Consider the following 17,512-nt stretch of genomic DNA (forward strand, 5'->3'; position numbering starts at 1 on the left):
GGCGTGGCAGGAGCCACCACAGCGCCGGGCGGCCGAAGAAATCCCCGGAGTCACGTTATGGTCGCGAGAAGTTCCCCGGCGCAGAGTGCCAGGCGGGCACTGCGGACGGGCTCCGACCGTTACGCACTCGGGGAAAAGGAGGAGCAGTCGATGCCCGCTACGGGAGACGGGCGGGCACCTGGTGCCGCGGACCTGTGGGGTGCCCTCGACGGCACCCTCACCGACCGCGCCCGCATTCGGGCCGCCGCCACCGAGCAGTCGGCCGGACCGGCCACGGCGACTCCGCCGATACCCCACCCCCGGTCGGTCACCGCCGGAGCCCCCTCCCGGGGCGCCTCCTCCGCCGTTCCGTCGGCCGCCCCGCTCAAGCTGCTGGTGATCGAGGACGACGCCTCCGACGCCCAGCTGCTCAAGGACGCCGTGGCCGACAGCGGCGCCCAGATCGAGATCCACTGGGCCCGCGGGCTGGAGCAGGCCTCCGAGCTGCTGGCGACCGGCACCTCGGGAGGCCGGCGTGGACGGCAGCGCGCCGCCGGTTTCAGCTGCGTCCTGCTCGACCTGGCCGCCCCCGCCGACCTGCCGCACCCCTCGGACGCCTCCGACGGCCTGGAAGGTCTGCACGAGCTGCTCCGGCGGGCCCCGCACACCGCCGTCGTGGTGCTCACCGACGCCGCCGGCGCCGAACTCGGTGCCGCCGCGGTGGCCGCCGGGGCACAGGACTTCCTGATCAAGCACGAGACGGACGGTCCGCTGCTGGCCCGCGCCCTGCGGTACGCCGTCGAGCGCAAGCGCGCCGACGAGTCGCAGCGGCGACTGGTCGAGGCCGAGCTGCGCGGCCAGGAGAACGCCCGCCTCCAGCGCCACCTGCTGCCCACTCCCCTGCTGGACGGCGCCGGGTTGTCCTTCACCCGGCGCTACCGCCCCGGCCGCCGCCGCGCCCTGCTCGGCGGCGACTTCTACGACGCCGTCCGCACCGACGACGGCACCGTCCACGTGGTGATCGGCGATGTCTGCGGTCACGGACCGGACGAGGCGGCCCTCGGGGTCGCCCTCCGGATAGCGTGGCGCACCCTGGTCTTCGCCGGCCTCACCGGCGAGGCCCTGCTGACCACCCTCCAACACGTCCTGGAGCACGAGCGCCGCAGCGACGAGATCTTCGCGACGCTCTGCATGCTGGTCATCGAACCCAACGACGCGACCGGCGAACTCGGCTCACTCGGCGCCGTCGAGCACGCGCAGCTGTACCTCGCCGGGCATCCCGCTCCGCTGCTGCTCGGCACGGACCACAAGCCGGTGACGCTGCCGTCCGACCCGGCCGGCCCAGCGCTCGGTCTGCTGCCCTGCGACGACGGCCTGGCCGTCTGGCCCTCGCACCCGCTCGAACTCCGCCCCGGCTGGCGGCTGCTGCTCTACACCGACGGGCTCATCGAGGGCCGGGTCGGCGCCGGCTCCCGGCGTCTCGGCCAGGACGGGCTGGCCGACCTCGTCGGCGACCACCAGGCCGCCGGGCTGACCAGGGGCCGCCTGATCGACAGCGCGATCGCCGAGGTCGAGGAGCTCAACGGCGGCGCGCTGACGGACGATGTGGCCGTCCTGCTGCTGGAGCGCAACCCGGTGCAGCTGATCCTCGGCTGATGCTCCTCGGCCGAGGCGGCCGGCCCTGCTACCAGGGGCCGCGTCGAGGTGGCACGGGGCACCGGCACAGCAGCGAGCCCCGGTGCGCGCGGATCGGTCCCGCGAGCACCGGGGCTCGTCGCTGAAGTGCCCGGCGTCCTACCAGGGGCCGTACGGGCCCATGTTGCGCTGGTCGCCCCGGCCACCGCCCCGGTTGGTCAGCTCCCGGATCGCCGGCCGCACGTCGACCATGTAGACGATCGCGGCGACGAGACCCGCCAGGGTCAGGAAGCTGGTCAGGAAGTTCGCCCCGAACAGCAGGTCCAGCCCGAACGCGATGCCCAGGACGGCCAGCCAGAACCCCTTGGTCTTCTTGTCCGTCGCCCGATAGGCGTCCTCCGGGCGGGTGGCCGCGTCGATCAGTGCGAACAACTTGAAGCCCAGAATGGCGACGGCCAGCCACCAGAACGGGTTCAGGTAGTCCATGCCCAGGATCTGAGCCACTCCGCCCATCGCGGTCTCCTCTGCGTCTCGGCTCCGGCGTGCCGACCGTCGTCCATCCTGGCACGACGGACCGCTCGCCACGGTGTCAACGTCCCGAGGTCACCGGATGTGCCCTGCGGGCAGCCCGGTCCCACCGGAGTGCGGCGGTGCCGGTGCTACTCGGCGGCCTTCTTGGCCCGGGCCTTCTTCGGTGCGGGCTCCTCGGCGGGGGCGACGGCCGGCTCGTCGTCCTCGACCAGCTCGGCCTCGACCGGCTCGGGGCCCTCGGCGGACTGCGCCGCCCCGACCGGCTCGACCGCGTCGGCCGGGCCACCCCGCTCGACGACGCCCTTGCCGCGCTCGGCCAGCTCGTCGTAGGCCTCCTTGGCCTTCACCGCCAGCTCGACCGCGCGGCCGACCTGCTGGAGGGCGAAGCTCTGCGCCTTCTCCTGGAGCACCTTGAGGTCGGCGGGCAGGGTGGTCACGGTGCCCGCGACCTTCGCCTGCGCCTCGACCAGCCTGGCCTGCGCGTCCTGGAGCCTGGCGGCGGCCTTGTCCTGCGTGCCCTTGCGGTCCGCGGCCAGGGCCTCGACCTTGCCGGGCACCTCGCGCAGCTTCTCGTAGGCGAGGTCGCCCGCGCCGGCGAGTGCGTAGAGCGGGGTCGGGTCGCTCAGGGTCTTCTTGATCTCGTCCGTGATCGGCATGCCGGTCCTCCCGTGGTCTAGGTTGCCGAGCCGACGGCGGTCGGACCGTCGGCCTCGGGGTCGTGCGGCGCCGCGTCCGTGTCCTTGCGGGCGGCGTTCTCCTTGAGGAAGGCGTCGTAGACCGCGAGCAGCGCCTGTTTCTGCTGCTCGTTGATCAGTGGATCGGCCAGGATCGAGGCCCTCAGCTCCAGGCCCTCACCCCGCCGCTCCTCCAGGATCCCGGCCTGGACGTACAGCGTCTCCGCCGAGATCCGCAGCGCCTTGGCGATCTGCTGCAGGATCTCCGCACTCGGCTTGCGCAACCCTCGCTCGATCTGGCTGAGGTAGGGGTTGGACACGCCGGCGGCCTCGGCGAGTTGCCTCAGCGAGTACTGCGCGTTCCGCCGCTGCTCGCGGATGTACTCGCCCAGCGAGCCGACGTTCAGTGAGGCCATGGGCCCAGCCTGCCCCACCGTGCTTGCAAATGCAAGCACGGTGCTAGCAACAGCAAACGCGTCGGTGCCGAGTGCTGCCGCCCGCGCGCCTGCGGGAACGTCCGGCCCGCTCAGGCCGGCGGGCCGCCTACTCGTCGCCGCCGCTGGACCGCTTGATGCTCCGGCGGCGGTTCCGCCGCGCGATGTGCAGCAACTCGCCCGCGGCCAGGGTCACCGCCGCCACCGCGCGGACCCATCGGGGCCCACCCCGATCGGCCCACACGACACAGACGCACCCGCCGATGGCGAGCGCCAGGATCCCGAGCAACAGAACGATCATGAGCCCACCCCTGCGGTCGTTCGTCCATCCGTGAGATGGAGTCTTCCGGAGTGGCGACGTTCTACGCGTGGCACGACGGGATTGCCGGGCAGCTGAGGTGTTCGACCTGCTCGGTGCCGCCGACCGGGTTGCCGTTCGGCGGCACCTGGCCGACGGCCCGGCTTCCTCGAAGCTCCACGCCGGCCGACGGGCCCGACCGGCCAGAGCGACGGCACCGGACCCCTCGGACCGGCGGGCGGAAGCCAGGCCGACCGGTGCCCGTCGAGCCGGGGGCGGGGGCCGGCTCCGGACCGCGTGGCAGGGGCGCGCGCCGTCCAGGATTCGTCGGGACCGCCGGTGCTCCCCGTGGCGGTCGAGGGCCGCGACCAGCGCCGCCCCGACCGACCTCGGCGGATCAGACGGCGTCCGCCACCCGGACCGGCATCAGGATGGAGAAGGTGCCGTCACGGCCGGCCGTGCGGATGGCCAGGGGGGCGATGGGACCGGCGAGTTCGAGGACGAGCTGCTCGGGGCCGGCGGCCGGCAGGGCGTCGAGGAGGAAGGCGCGGTTGACGGCCACCCGGAGGTCCCCGGGGGCCGGGTCGCCGTCGGCGGCGACGGTGAGCCGCCCGTCCCGGCCGACGGTGAGCACGGTGACCTCGCAGACTCCGCCGTTCGGGCCCGAGGGCAGGCTGCGGGTGGCACCGGACTCGACGGCGTCGCGCAGCTCGGCGGCGGCCAGGTCGATCCGGTGGACCGGGTCCAGCCGGGTCAGCGAACGGTAGTCGGGGAAGTCGTGGTCGAGGGCGGCACCCTCGATCCGGTGGCCGCCGGTCTCGGCCCGGACCAGGCCCGCGCCGAGGGTCAGTTCGGCCTCCTCGGCCCCGGAGCCCAGCAGCGCGCGGATACCGTCGACCAGGGCGGTCGGAGCGATCGCGGCGACCGGGGCCCAGCCCTCGTCAGGTGCGTCCGGCAGGTCGGGCGCGTCCGGCAGCCGCACCTCGGCGAGCGCCATCCGGTACCGGTCGGTGGCCACCAGCCGCAGCAGTCCACCCTCCAGGTCGAACAACACCCCTGACAGCACCGGGAGTTCGGGGTCGGCGCCGACCGCGAAGCGGACCGCGCCGAGGGCCTCGGCCAGTTCGCGCGCGGGGACGGTGACGGTACGGGCGGCGGGCGTGGCGGTCATGGGGTTCTCCCTCTGGTCGATCAGCATGCGGATCAGGGAGAGCTCCCGGCGCGCGTCCGCGAGACCGGCCTCCAGCCGGCGCAGGTGGGCGTCGACCACCCGGTGGGCCGCGCCGGAACCGGCTTCCGCACCGAGCACGGCCCGGATGTCGGCCAGCGGCAGGCCCACCCGGCGGAGGCGGCAGAGCAGCCGGGCGTCGGCGAGCTGGGCGGGCGCGTACCAGCGGTAGCCGGTCTGCGGGTCGACCCAGGCGGGGGTGAGCACGTCGGCGCCGTCGTAGAAGCGCAGCGCGCTGACGCCGAGGCCGCTGTCGCGGGCCAGTTCACCGATGCTGCGCAGGTCGCTCTCCATGCCCGGGACTCTCCGGCCTCGACCAGGTCGAGGGTCAAGCCGCGCGGCCGGACCGGACGTGACGATACCGATCGCCGCCCGTCGGCCACCCCCGGGGCGGCAGGCGCCCGCCACCAACTCGCCGCTCCGTCGTCCGGGTGATTCGGCGAGCCGCGCGGGCCTCATGGTTGAACTTTGAACGAAACCGTCCTATGGTGGAGCCAACAAGTTGAAGCCTAAACAAATGGCTTCGGACCCGAGGAGGAGCCATGGGCCTTTTCAACCGCACCAAGACCGCCGCCACCGCCACCGCCGTCGTCGAGACCCCGGCCGGACCGGACCTCGCCCACCTCACCGGTGACTGGGCGATCGACACCACCCACAGCGAGGTCGGCTTCTCGGTGCGCCACGCCATGGTCACCAACGTCAAGGGCCGCTTCACCGAGTACGACGGCAAGCTGCACCTGGACGGCGCCCTCCCGCACAACTCCACCGCCGAGCTGGTGATCAAGGTGGCGAGCATCGACACCAACCAGGCCCAGCGCGACGAGCACCTGCGCACCGGCGACTTCTTCGCGGCCGAGGCCCACCCGGAGATCCGCTTCCGCAGCACCTCCGCCGAGCGCCTGCGCGGCGACTCGTACCGGATGACGGGCGACCTCACCATCAAGGGCACCACCCGATCGATCGTCCTGGACCTCGACTACACGGGCAGCGCCACCGACGCCTACGGCGCCGAGCGGGTCGGCTTCGAGGGGACGGCCGTGCTGGACCGCACCGACTGGGGCCTCAGCTACAACGCCGCGCTGGAGACCGGCGGCGTGCTGATCGGCGAGAAGGTCAAGCTCAGCTTCGACATCTCCGCCGTCAAGGCGGCCTGACCCGGCCGACCGCTGTCACGGCCCCGCGTTCGACCCGCCCCTGCCGACCCCCGAACGGCAGGGGCGGGTTCATGCCGCGAACCGCGCCCGCCCCGGGCCGCGCCCCGAGCCTCCCCGCCCCACGGCTAAGGACGCCTACGCCGCGAGCAGCGCGGCGTCCGCCTCCGCCAGCCAGCTGCCCGCCGGGCGGCTCAGCCAGCCCTCGCGCGCCCCGAGTTCGGCGGCCGCCGCCTCCAGCGCGGACAGGCCCGGGTGCCGCAGGTCCGACCGGCGCACCAGGCTCACCAGCGTCAACGGCACCGGATCGACCAGTGGCACGTTCACCACACCGGGGATCAGCGGGCCCCCGACGGTGGTCAGCATCGGGTCGCCGTGCCGGGTGAGGTAGCGGGCGGTCTCGTCCACCCCGACCGGCGGCGCGTACGGCGCGGCGGGCGTGAGGCCGTGGTCGCGCAGCAGGCAGGTCCCCAGGTCGGCCCACTCGGTGGTGGCCGGATTGCCCGCGCAGACGTCCACCGGGTGCCCGGCCAGGTCCGCGAGCCGCAGCGCGGGCCGGTCGGCGAGCGGGTGGCCGACCGCCATCATCACCGAGACCCGCTCCAGCCGGACCGGCGTCTGGGCCAGTTGAGCACGCAGGCCGGCCGGCAGACCGGCGAAGCGCCCGAACGCCGCATCCAGCCGGTGCGCCGCCAACTCCTCGGCGGCCGCAGCGAGTCCGCCGAGGAAGCGGGCCAGGATCTCGCCCTCCGGCCAGGCGGCCCGGGCCCGTTCGAGCACCCGGTCGGTGGTCAGGTCCGGCCCGGAGACGTCGCTGTTGAGGTCGAGCAGCAGTGGGCGCCGCTCGGCACCGTTGACGATCTCGTCGTGCAGGGCCAGCAGCCGGCGGGCCTGCGGCAGCAACCGCCGCCCGGCCGGGGTGAGGTCGACGCTGCGGGTGGTGCGGGTGAAGAGCGCGTCGCCGAGCAGCTTCTCCAGCGTGCGGACGTCGCGGCTGAGCGCCTGCTGGGCGACGTGCAGCCGCTGGGCGGCCCGGCCGAAGTGCAGCGTCTCGGCCGTGGCGACGAAGCCGCGGAGCAGCCGGGGGTGCAGGTCATGGGGCATGGCGGCAGATTAACAACAGCCTGATGTGAGTACGGCGAAACAGGTGTTGGACCGGAAGCGGGCGGCTGTTCGAGGCTGGAGCCCTCCCCCACCCCTCCACGAGGAGTTCCATGCCCGCCTCCTACCGCCGGCTGTTCGCACTGCCCGGTACCGCCGCCTTCACCCTGGCCGGGCTGCTCGGCCGGCTCACGATGTCGATGACCGGCGTCGCCCTGGTGGTGCTGCTCTCGGAGCGGCGCGGCTCGTACGCGCTGGCGGGCACCGTCGCGGCGGTCGGCCTGGCCACCGGAGCGATCGGCATGCCGCTGCTCGGCCGGCTGGTCGACCGGTACGGGCAGGCCCGCGTCACCGTCCCGGCCACCCTGTACAACGCCGTCCCGCTCGTCGGCCTGCTGCTCTGCGTCCGGTTCGACGCACCGGACTGGACGCTGTTCGTCTGCTGGGCGGCCTGCGCGGCGGCACCGAACCTGGGCGGCATGGCGCGGGCCCGCTGGGCACACCTGTACCGGGACGACGCGGCGGCCCGGCACCTGGCCAACTCCTTCGAGCAGTCGTTGGACGAACTCTGCTTCATGGCCGGTCCGGTGCTCGCGATGGTGCTCTGCACCACCGTCGCACCGGAGGCCGGTCTGCTCGCCGCCGGGGTCTTCGGCAGCGCCGGCGCCCTGCTGTTCGCCGCCCAGCGCCGGACCGAACCCCCGCTCGCGGACCGGCGCCCCGGCTCGACGCCCGACCGGTCCGGCCCCCACCCCGAGTGCTCGGACCCCGCCGATCGCGCGCACCGGCACGGCTCTCCGCTCCGGACACCCGGGCTGCGGGTGCTGCTGCTGACCTTCCTCGCCACCGGCGTGGTCTTCGGTTCGATGGAGCTCACCACCGTGGCGTACGCCGACGCGCTCGGCCACAAGCCGCTGGCGGGCGGGCTGTTGGCGCTGGTGGCGGGCGGTTCCTGCGTGGCCGGACTGGTCTTCGGCCTGCTCCGGCCCCGCCGGGCGGCGGGCGTCCGCTTCCTGTTCGGCGTCACGGCGATGGCCGTGCTGCTGCTCCTGCCGCTGGCCGCCGGGCTCGGCGGGGCCGGGCTCGTCCTGCTCGGCGCGGCGCTCTTCGTGGCCGGGACGGGCACCGCCCCGACCATGGTCACCGGTATGACGCTCGTCCAGGAGCTCCTGCCGGAGAGGCAGATGAACGAGGGCATGGCGGTGGCGGTGTCCGGCATCGTGGTCGGCATCTCGGCCGGGGCGGCGCTCGCCGGCGCGGTCGCCGAGCACACCGCCCCCGGCACCGGCTACTGGCTGCCGGCCGGCGCCGCCTCGCTCGCCCTGCTGATCGCCCTGGCCGGCCGCCGCCACCTGCGGACGCCGGCCGCTCCCCCGGCGCCCCGGGGTTCCGGACGGATTGTCAGTGCCGCGCACTAGCGTGCTCGACATGGAACCGGCGACCATCCGATACGTCCGTGGCGATGCCACCGCGCCCCAGGGCAAGGGCGTGAAGGTGATCGCCCATGTCTGCAACGACCTCGGCGGCTGGGGGAAGGGCTTCGTCCTGGCGCTCTCACGGCGCTGGCCGGAGCCGGAGGCGGCGTTCCGCCACTGGCACCGGGAGCGCGCGAAGAACGACTTCGGCCTGGGCGCGGTGCAGATGGTCCAGGTCGAGCCGTACGTCCGGGTGGCCAACATGGTCGGCCAGCGCGGCATCCGGACGGGCCGGTCGACGGGCCCACCGGTGCGGTACGGGGCGATCGACTCCGCGCTGGCGGCACTGGCCGGACACGCACTCGCGCTCGGCGCCTCCGTCCACATGCCCCGGATCGGCTGCGGCCTGGCGGGCGGGCGCTGGGAGCTGGTCGAGCCGCTGGTGACGGCCCGCCTGGTGGATCAGGGGGTGCCGGTGACGGTCTACGACCATGACTAGCCGACCACCACCGGTTCGCTACCTCCGCGATCCGACCGTCAGTGTGGCGGCGGGCCAGGTGTACTCGTACTCGGGCAGCACGTATCCGCCCGGGAAGACGCCCTCCTGCTCCGCCGTCCGGTGACCGCCCTCGCGCTCGTAGAAGGCGACCGCCCGGGTGTTGTCGCGCAGCACCTCCAGGTAGAGGTCGGCTCCGGGGTGGCACTCGGCGACGTGCAGGCGCACGGCGTCGAGCAGCGCGCGGCCGATGCCGCCACCGGTGCGGTCGGGCCGGACGTGCAGGTTGTCGATCAGCACCCGGCCGTCGGGCTGCGGCACCGCGTAGGCGAACCCGACGGTGCTCCCGGCCTGCTCGGCGATCAGCAGCTCCGGGGTGTTGGCCGGTTCGCCGTAGTCGACGGCCAGCCGCAGGGCCCACACCTCGTGCCGCTCGGCGGTCAGCCCGTCGCCCAGCGCCCGCGCCGGGACGATGCCGGTGTAGGTGGTCCGCCAGCTGAGGGCGTGCAGCTCGGCGACGGCCCCGCTGTCGTCCGCGGTGCCGCGGCGGATGGTGATGTCCATGGGACGAGCGTCCCACACGGCCGGACTTGATCATGATCGGACTTTGCGCCTACAGTCTCCCCATGCTTTTGAACGCGTTCGAAATGCATGGGGCGGGGCGTCGGTACCGGATGTGGAGGGGGCATCCGGTACCGCACGCACCGACACCGGCCGTCGAGGGGCGATCCGGCTAGGCTCGGGGCCGTGGACGACCTGGCAGCGACGAACGGTACGAACAAGAAGAGCGGCACGAACGGCACGGACGGCCCCGAGGTCGCGCCCGGCACGCCGTCGATCCCGGCGGCACCACCCGCCGAGGTGCACGGCAGTCGCGCGCAGCCGAAGACCGACAAGAGCGAGGCGACCAGGGCCCTGATCCTGGAGACCGCGATGCGGCTCTTCCAGGAACGGGGCTACGAGAAGACCACCATGCGCGCCATCGCCTCCGAGGCCGGTGTCTCGGTCGGCAACGCGTATTACTACTTCTCGGCGAAGGAATTCCTGATCCAGGGGTTCTACGACCGGATGACGTACGACCATGCGGCGGACGCCAGGAATCGCATGGCCAAGACGCGGGATTTCTCCGAGCGACTGGAGATCGCGCTGACGTCCTGGCTCGACACGGCCGCGCCGTACCACGAGTTCGCGGCGCAGTTCTTCCGGACGGCGGCGGACCCGAACAGCGCGCTGAGCCCGTTCTCCAACGAATCGCACCCGGCCCGGGCCACGGCTGTGGAGCTGTTCCGCGATGTGCTGCAGGGCTCCGACCTGGCGCCGAAGCTGGACGCCGAGCTGGTCGAGCTGCTGCCCGACGTGCTCTGGCTGCACCTCATGGTCGTGGTCCTCTACTGGGTCTTCGACCGGACCGAGGACACCGAGCGGACCCGGGAGTTCGTCCGGCGCTCGACCCCCATGGCGGCCCGGGTGATCAACCTCTCGCGCTATCGGGTGTTCCGGCCGATCGTCCGCGACGCCAAGGGCCTCATTCAGGACTTCATCCTGCCCACCATCGGAAAGAACGCCGTCAAATAGGGCCCACCTCCGCCCTGGAACACATGCGACGGCCGGGCGCTCCCGATATCGGGAACGCCCGGCCGTGAACACGCGGCCGTGAACACCCGGATGCGTGGGCTCACCCACGCGACTCAGAAGTTGTCCGGGTTCCAGGCGAGCAGGGGCGTGCGCAGCAACAGGTCGGCGGCGGCGGCCGCGCCCGGGCGCAGTTCGGTGACCAGGCCCGCCGCGGCCAGTCGGGGGACTGTCTCGCCACCCAGGTAGAGCGAGCCGAGCGCGGAGACGCCCAGCGCCAGGTCGGCCTCGTCGTCGGTGCGGGTGCAGCGGCCGCTGCCGTCGGCGGCGACCTCGACGGCCCACCGGCCGGCCGCGTAGCCGTCCCGGTCCTCGACCTCCAGGACGACCCGGCCGGGCGCGCCGTACGTCCGGGCGTTGAAGGCCGCCTCGACGTCGAGCACCCGGAGCCACATGAAGTCGGCGTTCTCCGCGTAGGGCGTGGCGGCGCGCGGGTCGGCCAGCAGCAGCGGCAGCGGGTCGTCCGGTCCGATGTTCTCCACCACGACCTTGCGCACCCAGTCGACGGAGAGGACGAACCGCCACAGCTCGGCGGCGGTGCCCCGGTCCAGTGCGAGGAAGTCGACGACGGTGAGGGTGCAGTTCGGGTAGCTGCCGTCCCAGGTGTCGTCGACCCGGTAGACGACCAGGCCGGTGGCGGTGCCCTCGGCGTCGCGGTGGACGGCGGCGAAGGGCTCCTTCCATTCGAAGCCCGGTACCTGGACGTCCCCGGTCTGGCGCCTCCACCAGAGCTCGTTGCGGGCGATCGCACCGGGCTGGGTGCGCCGCCAGCGGTCGTGCAGCTCGGAGCCGACCTTGCGCAGCTCCTCCATGCCGACGAGATCGATCCGCCCACCGGGCACGGTCGGCAGGCCCTCGCGCAGACCCCGGGCCCGCAGCAGGTCGATGTTCCAGCCGTGGCCGCGGGTGGCCGGGCCGAAGCCGTAGCGCCCGTAGATGTTGTACTCGGCGGCGACCAGGATGGCGACGGCCGAACCTCGTTCCCGGGCGGCCGCCAGATCCTCCGTCATCATCCGGCGGAGCAGGCCGCGCCGGCGGTGGGTGGCGGTCACGGTGACGGAGGTGATGGCGTCCGCCTCGACGACCGCTCCGCCGGGGACGGTCAGCTCGACGTCGAAGCTGCGGAAGGTGGCGACGTAGCGGCCGGCGTCCAGGGCGCCGAGCACCCGGCCGGGCGCCCACTGCTGGCGACGGAAGTCCGCCGCGCTGTCCACGTGTGAACGGAGGAATCCGAGAGCGAGCGCCCGGTCCCAGCCCTCGATCTCGTCCTTGGCGATCGCACGGATCTCGACTCCGCCGATGCCTTCTGTCTGCTGGGCGCTGCCCGGATCGCGGGTGCCGCCGTCCACATCGTTGCCCATGACGTCACGGTACGACCGCCCTCCGGCGACGGCACCTCATTTTCGGCCGCCCCGGAATCGGCCCTGCGGGCCGGTGCGCGGCCGGGCCCCGCGCTGTCGGCCCACCCTTTCGCGCCGGTGGCGTCAGGCGGCGCACCCCGGCACCACCAGGCCGGACTCGTACGCGATCACCACCGCATGGGTCCGGTTCTGTGCGCCGAGCTTGGTCAGCACGTTTCCGACGTGCGTCTTGACCGTCTCCTGGCTCACTGTGAGCGAGTCCGCGATCTCCGGGTTGGACAGACCGGTGGCCATCAACCGCAGCACCTCCTCCTCCCGCCCAGTCAGCGCCGCCCTCGGCAACGCCTCGGCGGAACCCAGCGGCCGGGCGGCGACCATCCGGCGCAGCGCCGCCGGGAAGAGGATCGCCTCTCCCGCCGCCACCACCCGCACCGCCTCGGCGATCTGCCGGACCGGGAGCCGCTTGAGCACGAACCCGCTGGCCCCCGCGCTGAGCGCGGCGGTGACGTAGCCGTCGTTCTCGAAGGTGGTGATGACCACGACCTTCGGCGCATCGGCCGAGTCGGCCAGCAGCTGCCTGGTCGCCTCGATTCCGTTGCGACGCGGCATCCGCACGTCCATCAGGACCACGTCCGGCCGCAGCAGCCGCGCCTGCTCGACCGCCTCGACGCCGTCGGCGGCCTCCCCGACCACAACGATGCCCGGCTGCACCGCGAGCAACATGCGCAGACCGCTGCGGGTCACCTCGTCGTCGTCCGCGATCAGCAGGGTGACGGGGTTGCCGGTGGGGCCGGCGGTGGCCCGGCTCGTGGTGGCGGCGCCGGTGTCGTCACCGGTCGCGCCCGCCGGGTTCGCCTCCGGGCCGGTCGCGGCGGCCTCAACCGGCCCGGAGCCGGTCGTGCCGATCATGCGGACAACCGTACCGGCAGCCGGACGTCCAACCGCCAGTGCTGCGGCCCGCTCGGCCCGGCCTCGATCTCACCGTGCAGCAAGCGCACGCGCTCGGCCAGCCCGGGCAGGCCGTGGCCGGACGTGGGGAAGGCGCCCGGGCCCTTGCCGGCTGCCGCCGACCTGACCGGGTTGACCACGCTGAGCGACAGTCCGTCCGGCGCAGCCAGCCTCTGGATCATGGGCACCCCGGACTTCTACGCCCGCCCGTAACGGATACGGCCCCGGGGAGAGGGGCCGATTCATTTCGCGCGGCACTGGTCACCCTCCGGTCAGCTGGTGGTGGACGCATTCCGTGTACTGCCGGAAGCCGTCGGGCTGATAGCACTCCTGGGTGTTGTCGGCGTACCAGACGAAGAAGACGGCCATCAGGGCGGACAGCACGATCGCGACGCACGACGCCACCACACCGGTGATGGCGCCGGCCCGGCCGACTCCGGTGCGCTTGGCCGTCCTCAGCGCGAGGACGCCCAGGACCAGGCCGATGACGCCGAGCGGGCCGCCGATGAGGATGATCGAGGTGGCCAGGGCGGTGATGCCCACCACCCAGGCGGCCACCGCGGCGCCGTTGCTCGCCGTCGGAGGCTGCGGGCCCTGACGGGGGGTCGGGCCGTGGAGGCCCGCCCCGGTGCGGGGCGGTGCCGGCCGGCTCGGTACTTCCGGCGCCGTCGTCCGTCCTTGAGCATTCATCAGCCGTACTCCCGTCCCGTCGATTGGTCAGGGCATGATTGTGAGTTCCGGGGGGTGGGGTGCACATCGCTGAAAGGCGGGATATATCGATCCCCCGATCGGGGGAGGTCGACGGCGGACGTTCCGGCAATACTGGCTCGATCATGGTTAAGGGACTCCCGCCGCTGTTGCGCGGCTTCACATTCTCGGGCGCGCTGTTCGCGTTCGGCGGCGCGCTGGCAAGCCTTCCGCTGGTTCCTCTCGCGATGCTGCCGGCGGCAGCCTGGCGGACCGCTCCCTACGGGGTGCAGGTCGCCATGACGCTGTCGGCCTGGGCGGCAATGATCGCCGCGGTCGGGCTCGCGCGCCCCACGCGGCAGGTGCTGATCTCGTGCGCCCGCCGTCTGCTGCGGGTACCGCTGCCGGATCTCGTGGCCGCCCGCCGCCCCGTCCCCTCCCTTTCGCACGACACTCTTCCCGGAGCGCCGTCCGCCAGCGTGCAGGCCGTGACCGGGTCGGCCGTCAGCGCGCAGTCCGTCACTGGGCCGTCCGGGGTCGGCCGTTGGCGGACCCCGGCCTGGCTGCTGCTGCACGCGGCACTGGGGTGGACGGGAGTGCTGGTGAGCGGCGCCCTGTTCATCGCCGGCCTCACCCTGCCGGGGGGCTGGACCGGGGCCGAGGCGGGGCTGAGCCTGTTCGGCCGGTCGATGCGGCCGGGGACGGGCTGGGCGAGCTGGGGGGTGGCGCTGGTCTGCCTGCTGCTGGCAGCGGCCGGCTGCATCGTCGTGACGGGCGCCCTGCGGTGGCTCGCACCACGGCTGTTGGGCCCGTCGGCGGCCGAGCGCCTCGCGCTGGCGGCCGAGCGTGAGCTGCGGCTGGCCGAACGCAACCGGTTGGCACACGAGTTGCACGACTCGATCGGTCACACGCTGACGTCCGCCACGATCCAGGCGGCGGTGGCGGGCGAGGTGCTCGCGGCCGATCCGGTGGCCGCGCGGGCCGCCCTGCGAAGCATCGAGGAGTCGACCCGGGCCGCGTTGGAGGACTTGGACTACGTGCTGGGCGTGCTGCGCGAGGAGAAGGCGGGGACGGCCCCGACCAGGACCTTGGCCGACCTGCCGGAGCTGCTGGACCGGTTGCGGCATGCGGGCGCGGTGGTGGTGTCGGAGCTGTCGGGCGAGCCGGCACAGGTCCAGGGGACGCTCTCCCGGGCGGCGTACCGGATCCTCCAGGAGGGCCTGACGAACGCGTTGCGTCACGGGGCGGGCGGTCCGATCGAGGTCCGGGTTACGGGCATGCCCTGGCGGGGGGCCTCGATCATCTGGTCGTCGCCGATGTAGAGGCCGACGTGGTGGATGTCGGCGGCCCGGCCGGTGTCCGTCCAGAAGACCAGGTCGCCGGGGCGGAGCTGGCGGTAGCCGATCGGAGTGCTCTGCGCGTACTGGTCGGCGGCGAAGTGGTTCAGCTGCTTGCCGCCCTGGCGCCAGGCCATCATGGTCAGCCCCGAGCAGTCGTAGCCGCCGGGGCCCTCGCCGCCCCAGACGTAGGGGAGGCCGATCTTGGAACGGGCGAAGGCCACGGCGGCGGCCGCGCCCTCGGCCGACCACGGGCGGGCAGCCGGGGGCGAGCTCGGAGCCGGCGCCATCGCGGTGCCCGCCGCCTCGGCTGCCGTCTTCTCCGCCGTGGCCTTCTCCGCTGCCGCCTGTTCAGCCGCCGCCTTCTCGGCAGCGGCCTTCTCGGCGGCCGCCCGGGCCGCGGCCTCGGCCTCACGGGCGGCGATCGCCTCCAGCGCCTCGCGCCGCTGCCGCTCCAGTTCGACGGTGGTGTGGCGGGCGGCGGCGAGATCGGCGAGCAGTTGTTCGCGGCGCAGGCCGACCGCCGTGACCTGCGCCTGCTGCGCGGCCAGCCGCGCCTCGGCCCGGCCCCGCGCCGCACCGACCTCGGCGGCGGCCTTCTCGGCGGCCTCGGCGGCGGTGCGGGCGGTGGCCGAGGCGCGGGCCGCAGCGGCTGCCGTGGAGGTGGCCGCGTCCAGGATCTGCCGGGTGCGGTCGCTGGCGACGCCGACCACCGCCGCCTGGTCGCCGGCCTCGCGCGGCCCATGGGCGCCGATGAGGGCGTTGACGGCGGAGAGCTCGGCGCTGGTGCCCTGACGGTACGTTTCGGCGGCCAGCCGGGCGGCGTCCTCGGCGGCCTCGGTCCGCGCCGCCTCGGCGGTGGCGGCCCGTCCGACGGCGGCGGACTCCTCGGTGCGAGCGCGGGCGAGTGCGACCTGCGCGCCGTTGTAGGCCTCGACGGCCTGCTCGGCGGTGCGGGCGGCCCGGTCCAGTTCGGCGGTCGCCGCGGTGAGCCCGGCTTCGATGGTGGAGACCGAGGCGGCCCGGCGGTCGGCCTCGACCCGGGAGCGGTCGACCTCCTCGGCGGAGGGGTAGGCCCCGTCGGCCGGCGCCCCCGCTGCAGAACCGGACTCGGAACCGGCCCCGGCCCCGGACGCGGAACCGGCTGCGGCGCCGGACGCCGCGTCATCGAGCGCGTCCGCCGGGACTGCCGCGGCGGCGGGAAGCAGCCCGAGCAGAGCGGTGAGGGACAACAGGAGGGTCGGCAGGAGCCTGCGCACCACGGGACATCCCTTCTCAGGTGTCGGACGTGGGCCTTCGGAGAGCCCCAGGCGGACCTGGTCACCCCGACCACCCAGCGAATCTGGCGAAATATCCCATCACGTGACAAGTCGGTCACTCATCGCCATATTCTCAAGCCGGACGGCCTTCACACCCCAAGCCCGCACCGCCGGCCGGGTGACCCATCAGATGATCTGACCGGGAATCACCATCAGCCAAGGGCTCAGGGTATACGAACTACCGATGGATCCGAGGGGTGTGCGGCCTCAGTCGGGGGTGTCGGTCGGGCCGGGGCTCCAGACCGGTCGGACGTACCGCGTAGGTGCGGTTACGGCCCGCCCGGACGGTGCGGCGGCGTTGCTGCGCGAGCGGCCGGGGGCCGGGCTCGGGCCCGATGGGAGCGGGCCCGCCGGGGCCGAGGCGCTGCCTGCCCCCCGGCCCCGGCGTCGCCGCCGAGCGGCGATCGGCCAGCCGGGCGGAACGCCGGGCCAGCGCGCGGGCGGCGTGCGCGTCCAGGTGGGCGGAGGCCCGGGCGGCCATCCGCTCGGCGACCCGGTGAGCGGCGGGGTGGCCGGCCGGCACCTTGTCGGGGGCGCCCGCGATCAGGTCGAAAAGCCAGGTACGGGCGATGTCCGCACGCCGGTGCAGCCGTCGCTCACGCCGGAGCGCGCGGGCCCGGCGCCGCGGACGGGTCGCGTAGCGCCAGCGCGCCCACGGGCTGCTCGGGCGGGCCAGCCGGATGGCACCGATCCAGGACAGGCCGGGCACCAGGATGCCGAGCAGTCCGGTCCACATCTTGCCCTTGAGCAGGGTGATGACCGAGACCAGGGCGTTCACCGAGATCACCGTGACCAGTCCCCACCTGGTCTCCTGACTGGGTACCACGCCGAGTGGCACGTACCCGACGAGCAGCAGTGAGGTGCAGAGGATGCCGAAGATCACCGCGTCCACCGACTTGCGGCCCTGCTCGCTCCAGTAGACGTCGTCCAGGTGCAGGATCAGCGCGAACTCGTCCAGCACCAGGCCGCAGCCGATGCCGAAGAGCAGTCCGAAGACATCGATCCACGGGTGGCCGCCGTAGGTCGCGAACACCCCGATGCCGCCGGTCAGCAGGAAGCCGAGACCGAAGACCATGTGGTGGATGTGCAGGCCGCCGGGGGTCACATTGCCGGGCCACCAGCGGACCTTGGCCCGGATCATCCGGACGCTGAACCGGATCAGAACGAAGGAGGTGATGAATCCGACCAACAGCAGGAACAGCGGTTGCTTGTGCGCGGCGACGATGTGCTCGCGGCAGCCGTCCAGCAGTGTGGTCATGCGTCTTACCTTCGTTCCTGGTCCTGCG

19 protein-coding genes are annotated in these 17,512 nt (G+C 73.5%); 6 read left to right on the top strand and 13 right to left on the bottom strand.

Annotated elements, in window-relative coordinates; all coding sequences use genetic code 11:
* Positions 1 to 150 precede the first annotated feature (150 nt).
* Positions 151 to 1,635, top strand: coding sequence for a PP2C family protein-serine/threonine phosphatase (locus tag OG618_RS17465; protein ID WP_329488398.1), 1,485 nt, complete (start codon positions 151 to 153; stop codon positions 1,633 to 1,635).
* A 138-nt stretch (positions 1,636 to 1,773) separates the two neighbouring features.
* Here the strand turns inward: OG618_RS17465 and OG618_RS17470 are convergent, their stop codons facing one another.
* From OG618_RS17470 to OG618_RS17490, 5 genes are all read right to left on the bottom strand, one after another.
* Entirely contained in the window at positions 1,774 to 2,127 is a 354-nt protein-coding gene (locus OG618_RS17470) for a DUF2516 family protein (protein ID WP_329488399.1), read from the bottom strand.
* Positions 2,128 to 2,273: 146 nt separating this feature from the next.
* Positions 2,274 to 2,801, bottom strand: a complete 528-nt coding sequence (locus OG618_RS17475; protein WP_329488400.1) for a hypothetical protein — start codon at positions 2,799 to 2,801, stop codon at positions 2,274 to 2,276.
* A 17-nt stretch (positions 2,802 to 2,818) separates the two neighbouring features.
* Positions 2,819 to 3,235, bottom strand: coding sequence for a helix-turn-helix domain-containing protein (locus tag OG618_RS17480; protein ID WP_329488401.1), 417 nt, complete (start codon positions 3,233 to 3,235; stop codon positions 2,819 to 2,821).
* Between the two features lie 127 nt (positions 3,236 to 3,362).
* Complete coding sequence (locus OG618_RS17485; RefSeq protein ID WP_329488403.1) at positions 3,363 to 3,554, bottom strand: hypothetical protein; 192 nt, start codon at positions 3,552 to 3,554, stop codon at positions 3,363 to 3,365.
* 394 nt (positions 3,555 to 3,948) lie between these two features.
* Positions 3,949 to 5,073, bottom strand: a complete 1,125-nt coding sequence (locus tag OG618_RS17490; RefSeq protein ID WP_329488404.1) for a DNA polymerase III subunit beta family protein — start codon at positions 5,071 to 5,073, stop codon at positions 3,949 to 3,951.
* 248 nt (positions 5,074 to 5,321) lie between these two features.
* Between OG618_RS17490 and OG618_RS17495 the strand changes: the two genes are divergently transcribed.
* Entirely contained in the window at positions 5,322 to 5,933 is a 612-nt protein-coding gene (locus tag OG618_RS17495; protein WP_329488406.1) for a YceI family protein, read from the top strand.
* A 135-nt stretch (positions 5,934 to 6,068) separates the two neighbouring features.
* Here the strand turns inward: OG618_RS17495 and OG618_RS17500 are convergent, their stop codons facing one another.
* Entirely contained in the window at positions 6,069 to 7,034 is a 966-nt protein-coding gene (locus tag OG618_RS17500) for a LysR family transcriptional regulator (RefSeq protein ID WP_329488407.1), read from the bottom strand.
* Between the two features lie 110 nt (positions 7,035 to 7,144).
* Here OG618_RS17500 and OG618_RS17505 point away from each other — a divergent pair, with 110 nt between their 5' ends.
* Both OG618_RS17505 and OG618_RS17510 read left to right on the top strand, forming a co-directional pair.
* Positions 7,145 to 8,449: an MFS transporter gene (locus OG618_RS17505; RefSeq protein WP_329488408.1), complete on the top strand. Its 1,305-nt coding sequence runs from the start codon at positions 7,145 to 7,147 to the stop codon at positions 8,447 to 8,449.
* A gap of 10 nt (positions 8,450 to 8,459) precedes the next feature.
* Positions 8,460 to 8,945, top strand: a complete 486-nt coding sequence (locus OG618_RS17510; RefSeq protein ID WP_329488409.1) for an Appr-1-p processing protein — start codon at positions 8,460 to 8,462, stop codon at positions 8,943 to 8,945.
* Positions 8,946 to 8,963: 18 nt separating this feature from the next.
* On the opposite strand, the gene OG618_RS17515 is transcribed toward OG618_RS17510, so the two are convergent.
* Positions 8,964 to 9,506 carry a GNAT family N-acetyltransferase gene (locus OG618_RS17515; protein ID WP_329488410.1) on the bottom strand — a complete coding sequence of 181 codons (543 nt, stop codon included), beginning with the start codon at positions 9,504 to 9,506 and terminating at the stop codon, positions 8,964 to 8,966.
* Positions 9,507 to 9,689: 183 nt separating this feature from the next.
* Between OG618_RS17515 and OG618_RS17520 the strand changes: the two genes are divergently transcribed.
* Positions 9,690 to 10,517: a TetR/AcrR family transcriptional regulator gene (locus tag OG618_RS17520; RefSeq protein ID WP_329488411.1), complete on the top strand. Its 828-nt coding sequence runs from the start codon at positions 9,690 to 9,692 to the stop codon at positions 10,515 to 10,517.
* 113 nt (positions 10,518 to 10,630) lie between these two features.
* Here the strand turns inward: OG618_RS17520 and OG618_RS17525 are convergent, their stop codons facing one another.
* The 4 genes from OG618_RS17525 to OG618_RS17540 form a co-directional block, all read right to left on the bottom strand.
* Complete coding sequence (locus OG618_RS17525) at positions 10,631 to 11,935, bottom strand: GNAT family N-acetyltransferase (RefSeq protein WP_329488412.1); 1,305 nt, start codon at positions 11,933 to 11,935, stop codon at positions 10,631 to 10,633.
* A 123-nt stretch (positions 11,936 to 12,058) separates the two neighbouring features.
* Positions 12,059 to 12,844, bottom strand: a complete 786-nt coding sequence (locus tag OG618_RS17530; protein ID WP_329488413.1) for a response regulator transcription factor — start codon at positions 12,842 to 12,844, stop codon at positions 12,059 to 12,061.
* On the bottom strand, positions 12,841 to 13,065 hold the full coding sequence (locus tag OG618_RS17535; protein WP_329488414.1) for a hypothetical protein: 225 nt from the start codon (positions 13,063 to 13,065) through the stop codon (positions 12,841 to 12,843). The genes OG618_RS17530 and OG618_RS17535 overlap by 4 nt, the downstream gene beginning before the upstream one ends.
* Positions 13,066 to 13,144: 79 nt before the next feature.
* Positions 13,145 to 13,441 (bottom strand): DUF4190 domain-containing protein, encoded by a 297-nt coding sequence (locus OG618_RS17540; RefSeq protein WP_329488415.1) that lies wholly within the window; start codon positions 13,439 to 13,441, stop codon positions 13,145 to 13,147.
* A 275-nt stretch (positions 13,442 to 13,716) separates the two neighbouring features.
* Here OG618_RS17540 and OG618_RS17545 point away from each other — a divergent pair, with 275 nt between their 5' ends.
* Positions 13,717 to 14,892 carry a sensor histidine kinase gene (locus OG618_RS17545; RefSeq protein ID WP_329488417.1) on the top strand — a complete coding sequence of 392 codons (1,176 nt, stop codon included), beginning with the start codon at positions 13,717 to 13,719 and terminating at the stop codon, positions 14,890 to 14,892.
* On the opposite strand, the gene OG618_RS17550 is transcribed toward OG618_RS17545, so the two are convergent.
* Both OG618_RS17550 and OG618_RS17555 read right to left on the bottom strand, forming a co-directional pair.
* Positions 14,808 to 16,169, bottom strand: a complete 1,362-nt coding sequence (locus tag OG618_RS17550; protein ID WP_329488418.1) for a C40 family peptidase — start codon at positions 16,167 to 16,169, stop codon at positions 14,808 to 14,810. The two genes, OG618_RS17545 and OG618_RS17550, sit on opposite strands and share 85 nt — an antisense overlap.
* Positions 16,170 to 16,404: 235 nt before the next feature.
* Complete coding sequence (locus tag OG618_RS17555) at positions 16,405 to 17,484, bottom strand: hypothetical protein (protein WP_329488419.1); 1,080 nt, start codon at positions 17,482 to 17,484, stop codon at positions 16,405 to 16,407.
* Positions 17,485 to 17,512 lie beyond the last annotated feature (28 nt).

The sequence above is a fragment of the Kitasatospora sp. NBC_01246 genome, from assembly GCF_036226505.1.
Taxonomy (GTDB): Bacteria; Actinomycetota; Actinomycetes; order Streptomycetales; family Streptomycetaceae; genus Kitasatospora.